Here is a 4,795-nt window from a genome sequence, read left to right as displayed (position 1 = left end):
AAACCGTTAGCACCAATTTGTTACTAAAATGAAAAATAAAATATTTATAGCTTTAATTTTAGTAATTCTTTCCTGCCAAAATGAGAAATCGGAAAAAACTCAAAATGCGGAATTGAATACTGAAACAGAAATTATTCAACCTGAAAAATTAGTATCTAACGACACAGTTGTTTATTTAAGTGAAAATAATGACTTGGCTCTTATAAAACTGACTTTAATTCCAAATGGAACTTTTGATTTATATATAAAAATTTATCCTGAACCAATGCAAGATGTGGAACCGGAATCTGACATACTAAAATCGAACGGAGCTTGGAGCGGAAATGGACAAACTGTATCACTAAACTTTATGGAACTAAAAAAAGATGCTTTGAATTTGAATACCCTTTTTGATTCAAACTATAAAGAAGGAAATGAATTTAAAGTTATTAATAAAAATAAGGTTGAGATAGACTACACTTTGGATAAGATAAACATTTGGGGAATTAATTGTTACAAATCGGAAAAATAAAAACTGGTGCTAACACCGTATAATTCCAACTAAGGTTTAGTTGTGTCCTGCGGACACAGACGCAAAAGCGTCAAAGTTAGCTCTTTTTATTATCTTTACTCCTAACCTTCCCTTAGCTGGGAAATTATACAAAACCGTTACCAGCAATTAAAAAAATGAAGAACTTAATAATAATATTATTTCTGATAATATCTCAGCATTCTTTCGGTCAGACAGAAGAGCACAAAGAAAAATTCAGACAACTTGAACCTGACATTTGGTTGAGTATTTGGGACAAGGAAAACTCAAGTAAATCAATTCAAATTGACACATTAAGTTATGATGACATTCCTAAAACACTTGATTTTAGAGGGACAGTTGTTGAAGCCCTAAAATGGACTGACTCTAACGGAGAGAATATTCTAATCCAAGCGATAACTGGACACTTCACTTGGAAAGACTATGACAAAGATTCTACTGATTATATGATTCAAGATAAATCAGAATTGTATGCTTACTTATTTCAAAAAAGCAAGTCTGATAACGATTACAAGAGAAAATGGAGAGTGTATGATTATACCGAATGTTTTGGGGTGGACTGGTTTACAGGTTTTGTGCCAAAAGCGACCACAATTACAGATTTGGATAATGATGGAATAGCTGAAATATCTTTCCCATATGTTTTAATTTGTCGTGGAGGGATGGACCCTGGAGAAATGAAAGTAATAATGTATGAAGGTTCGACTAAATATGCTCTGAGAGGTTCAACAATGCTTATGTGCAAAAGTGAACATCCATACGGTGGAGAATATAAACCAAGTGACAATTTGAAAAGTAACAAAACATTTTTAAATTTTCTAAACAATCATTGGGATAGAAATAAATGTGAAGAAGGAAAATATTATTAAAAAAGCTGGTAACAATGTATAATTCCAACTAAGGTTTGGTTGTGTCCTGCGGACACAGACGCAAAAGCGTCAAAGTTAGTTCTTTTTACTATCTTTACTCCTAACCTTCCCTTAGCTGGGAAATTATACAAAACCGTTGGCAACAATAATGAAGAACTACCATTTCGAAAATATTAGTTTTGTGAAATTTTTAAAATTGGAATTCAAAAACCGAAAAAACTCAAATGGAATTTTTGGAATGATTATGTCACTTTTAGAATTACCGCTTTCGGGAGTTTTTAATTATAAAATTCAAAAAGAATGGAGAAAAAAATATAAACTGATTGAGCAAAACATTGTCAATTTCTATACTGAATTAGACTGTGACATTAACGGAGAAAAGCCAAACTTTTGGAAACTATTTAAAAATTACGGAACTGAACGAATTGGATTTGAGTTTAATAAAACTCACTTGGCGATTACTTCTGACTCAATCTTTTTCTTTCCCTACGCGGAACCTGTAAAAAAGGATTATGGACTATCATATAGTTCATTACAAGAACCTTTCAGAATAATATTTGACCAAAATGTAGTTGAGAAAAGGAAATATCCAGAAAATAAAAACTTGAAATTTATTTCGATTGATAATCAAAAAGAAAATACGAAATTGACCTTAAAAGTAGCGGAATTACAAAACGAAACGGAATTAATATTTAGTAAAAAATTACAGTTGCCAACAACGTGTATAGCTCATTGCGACTGAATTCCTAATCGGAATTCATTGCAATTTGCTATCTTTCGGTTACGGCGGAAAATCATAGCTGATTTTCCGCAACGAGCCATACACAAAACCGTTGGCGGTAATTTAAAAAAACAAATGAAGTACATAATAATAGGCGTAATCGCAATTGTAATTATTTTAATTCTTTTCAATCAGTTTGTAGGAAAAAAAGAAAACAATCCAATTAGTCAAAACACCAATAGTTTTAAGACTAAAGAAAATACAGCTGAACAAGAAAAACCAACTCTCGGAACATTAAAGAAAATAAAGAGCGAAGATTACGACAGATTTATTCTTACAAAAAGCACAACTGAAAGTTACATTCTCAAAGGAATTAAAGAATATGGAAAGCTTTCAGGAAATGAAGAATTTAAAATATACAATTTCGGAATTGCGGAATACGGAGATTGGAAAATAATCAAAGTTGACCAATCGATTAGTTTTTATGTTTACCACAATCTTGTTGGTTGGTTAAGTGGATATGAGGAAAATACAGCGATTCCCGAACTTTCTATTGGATTTTCTAAAAATAAAACTGAAACTGAAACGCAAGAAGATTACTTATTCTTTTTAGACCCTGAAAACGAATATGGAGACACGCAAATTGGAACTTTTAGAAACGGAAAATCATTTTCAATCTATTTACCAGAAGCATATGAAGAATATGGAAACCTGACAATTAAAAAAGAAATTCAAGTTTCAATGAAAGAAAATGTGGACTATATTTCTGAACAAGGATTTAATATTTCGGACATTAAATCTTTGAAATATACTGAACACAAAATAAAAATGAACGAATAAAAAACTACCGCCAACAACGTATAATTCCAACTAAGGTTTGGTTGTGTCCTGCGGACACAGACGCAAAAGCGTCAAAGTTAGCTCTTTTTACTATCTTAACTCCTAACCTTCCCTTAGCTGGAAAATTATACAAAACCGTTAGGCACAAGCGAAAAACTGAAACATAAAATCCAAACAAAATGAATGGAAATCAAGATGATTTAGAAGAAAAAATAATAGATGTAGACGAAAAAGAAGAATCTACACCACCAATAATTTACGACATATCAAGTTATGGGGCTGATTATGATGTAGAAGGTTTAGTGAAGAGATTAAAAAGAGGTGATATCTTTATACCTCCTTTTCAACGTGATTATGTGTGGAATCAAGCAGAAGCTTCGAGACTTATTGAATCTTTATTATTAGGTCTTCCTGTTCCTGGAGTTTTTTTAGCGAAAGAAAACAATTCTAATAAGCTTTCAGTTATCGATGGACAACAAAGACTAAAGTCTCTCTTCTTTTTTTATGACGGATTTTTCAACCCGAAAGAAGGTGACACTAGAAAAAGAGTATTCAAACTTAAAAATGTTCAAAACAAATTTGAAGGAAAAACTTATGACGAATTAGAAGAAGAAGATAGAATTAATCTCGACGATTCGATAATTCACGCTACTATAATTAAACAAGAAATACCTAATGATGACAATACCAGTATTTATCACGTGTTTGAAAGATTAAATACTGGTGGTAGAAAATTAACTCCTCAAGAAATCAGGACAGCGATTTACATAGGCAAACTAAATGATTTAATTGATGAACTGAATGATTATCCTGCTTGGAGAGAGCTTTACGGTAAGAAAAGTAATAGACTTAAAGATCAAGAAATGATATTAAGATTTTTAGCTATGTACTCCGAATTTGATAATTATAGTAAACCTTTAAAAGAATTCTTAAATAAATTTAATAGTAAACATAGAAATCCAACTGAAGAAGAGTTAGATAAATTCTCGAGTGTATTTAAAGAAACTACAGATATAATTCTACAATATTTCGGTAAATCTGCATTTCGACCTGATAGAGTTTTTAATGCTTCTGCATTTGAAGTTTTAATGGTCGGCGTTGCTAAAAGGCTTAATGATAATGTTGATTACCAATCTTTATCTGATAACATTAAAGAACTTTATAAAGAACAAGAGTTTGTGGATTCAATAACCAGAGCAACTTCAGATGACAAAGTTGTAGAAATCAGACATAAAATGTTTAATGATTTTATTTTAGATTATGTTCCATAATAGTGAATTAGATCTTCAATACATAAAGATTAATAATCTGATTAAGAATACAAAAGAAAGCTTTGAGCCAGATGACGAATTGCAATCTCATTTAGCAAAATATCTATGCATATTATGCTCAGGTTTTTTAGAAAATGCATTGAAGATTACTTTATATGATTTTGCAGAAAAAAGAACAGATGATGATATGATAAATTCATTTATTAAGTCACAACTTGCAAGAATTAATAATCCGAATTCGAAAAAAATAAGAGAGACAACTAAAATTTTTAGTTCTGATTTTGAAGAAAATCTCAATAGCTTTATGCAAGAAAATGATAAATCTTCTGCCATAAATTATATAATTAAAGATAGACACAAAATAGCTCACGGCAAAGACTCTGACATAACAATTAGAAAAATAGAGAATTATTTTAAAAAATTTGTAGAAGTATTTGTCTACATTGAACAAGATTTACTAAAAAACGCCAGTGCCTAACACCGTATAATTCCAACTAAGGTTTAGTTGTGTCCTGCGGACACAGACGCAAAAGCGTCAAAGTTAGCTCTTTTTATTATCTTTACT

At 30.8% G+C, this 4,795-nt stretch carries 6 protein-coding genes; all 6 read left to right on the top strand.

Going from position 1 to position 4,795, the window contains the following annotated elements; all coding sequences use genetic code 11:
- Positions 1–28 precede the first annotated feature (28 nt).
- Entirely contained in the window at positions 29–511 is a 483-nt protein-coding gene (locus BUC03_RS14835; protein WP_073153874.1) for a hypothetical protein, read from the top strand.
- Between the two features lie 155 nt (positions 512–666).
- A complete protein-coding gene (locus BUC03_RS14830) occupies positions 667–1,398 on the top strand; it encodes a M949_RS01915 family surface polysaccharide biosynthesis protein (RefSeq protein ID WP_073153871.1) in 732 nt (243 codons plus the stop codon).
- Positions 1,399–1,546: 148 nt separating this feature from the next.
- Positions 1,547–2,140 carry a hypothetical protein gene (locus tag BUC03_RS14825; RefSeq protein ID WP_073153868.1) on the top strand — a complete coding sequence of 198 codons (594 nt, stop codon included), beginning with the start codon at positions 1,547–1,549 and terminating at the stop codon, positions 2,138–2,140.
- 18 nt (positions 2,141–2,158) lie between these two features.
- A complete protein-coding gene (locus tag BUC03_RS14820) occupies positions 2,159–2,959 on the top strand; it encodes a hypothetical protein (protein ID WP_073153866.1) in 801 nt (266 codons plus the stop codon).
- A gap of 179 nt (positions 2,960–3,138) precedes the next feature.
- The gene (locus BUC03_RS14815) at positions 3,139–4,230 is read left to right on the top strand and encodes a DUF262 domain-containing protein (RefSeq protein ID WP_084113009.1); all 1,092 of its coding nucleotides are present in this window, start codon (positions 3,139–3,141) and stop codon (positions 4,228–4,230) included.
- Positions 4,220–4,708 (top strand): HEPN domain-containing protein, encoded by a 489-nt coding sequence (locus tag BUC03_RS14810; RefSeq protein WP_073153863.1) that lies wholly within the window; start codon positions 4,220–4,222, stop codon positions 4,706–4,708. Before BUC03_RS14815 ends, BUC03_RS14810 begins: the two co-directional genes overlap by 11 nt.
- Positions 4,709–4,795: the final 87 nt, after the last annotated feature.

The organism is Mesonia phycicola, assembly GCF_900141885.1.
In the GTDB taxonomy this organism is placed as follows: Bacteria; Bacteroidota; Bacteroidia; order Flavobacteriales; family Flavobacteriaceae; genus Mesonia; species Mesonia phycicola.
The sequence above is the reverse complement of the archived record's forward strand: the minus strand, read 5'-3'. Positions and strand labels throughout refer to the sequence as shown.

Coding starts and splice junctions, on each gene's coding strand:
- BUC03_RS14825 (WP_073153868.1), top strand. CDS start 1,547: ATGAAGAACTACCATTTCGAAAATATTAGTTTTGTGAAATTTTTAAAA.
- BUC03_RS14810 (WP_073153863.1), top strand. CDS start 4,220: ATGTTCCATAATAGTGAATTAGATCTTCAATACATAAAGATTAATAAT.
- BUC03_RS14835 (WP_073153874.1), top strand. CDS start 29: ATGAAAAATAAAATATTTATAGCTTTAATTTTAGTAATTCTTTCCTGC.
- BUC03_RS14830 (WP_073153871.1), top strand. CDS start 667: ATGAAGAACTTAATAATAATATTATTTCTGATAATATCTCAGCATTCT.
- BUC03_RS14815 (WP_084113009.1), top strand. CDS start 3,139: ATGAATGGAAATCAAGATGATTTAGAAGAAAAAATAATAGATGTAGAC.